This window comes from Vibrio sp. 1069, assembly GCF_033340555.1.
Window position 1 is genome coordinate 1 of sequence record NZ_JAWOWP010000315.1, and the last position, 743, is coordinate 743.

At 46.8% G+C, this 743-nt stretch carries 1 protein-coding gene; it reads left to right on the forward strand.

What is annotated here, in order from left to right:
- Nucleotides 1-84: 84 nt before the first annotated feature.
- The coding region (locus R7040_RS26225; RefSeq protein WP_318097546.1) for an imelysin family protein at nucleotides 85-743 on the forward strand (659 nt) is incomplete at its 3' end.

Consider the following 743-nt stretch of genomic DNA (forward strand, 5'->3'; position numbering starts at 1 on the left):
AAGCGAAACAAAACGTGCTATCGCTTAACCAAAAAGAACGTGACGCATGGATCGCGTTTCTGAACTCTCTGTAAGGATGCAACCATGAAGAAAACAACATTAATGAGCGCTGTTGTTGCAACGCTAAGCTTAGTTGGTTGCCAATCGACAACGGGCTCGTCGGATGCACAACCAGAACAAACTAGCCATATTTCTCAAGCTGTTTACGAAGTGGAGTTTCATGCCGCACAGTCATTTTTAAGCCAAGCTTCGCAGTTAGAGCAGAGCTTTGCTGATTTTTGTTCTGCGCCGAAAAATGACGTGGAACCAGTACAACAACAGTGGCACAGCACCATGCTGGCTTGGATGGCGCTTCAAGGACAGGAACGTGGCCCAGCGACTGCGCTGGAGCAAAGCTGGAACGTACAATTCTGGCCCGATAAAAAAAATACCACCGGGCGTAAAATGTCGGCGCTGACTAAAGCCGATAAAGTTTGGACAGTGGAAGAGATCTCGACACAAAGCGTGACTGTGCAAGGTCTGGGAGCGTTGGAATGGTTACTTTATGATGATGCATCCACGCTTAACACCAATAGCAATGTGTGTGAATCAGGTGTTGCGATTGCCGAAAACTTGCACGATAAAGCACAGATCATCGCTAATTCTTGGGCTGAAAACCCGTGGAAGTCTTTGCAAAAGACAGAGTGGGAATCGGAGTACATTTCGCTGCTTTCTAACCAGCTAGAATACAGCATGAAAAAGCT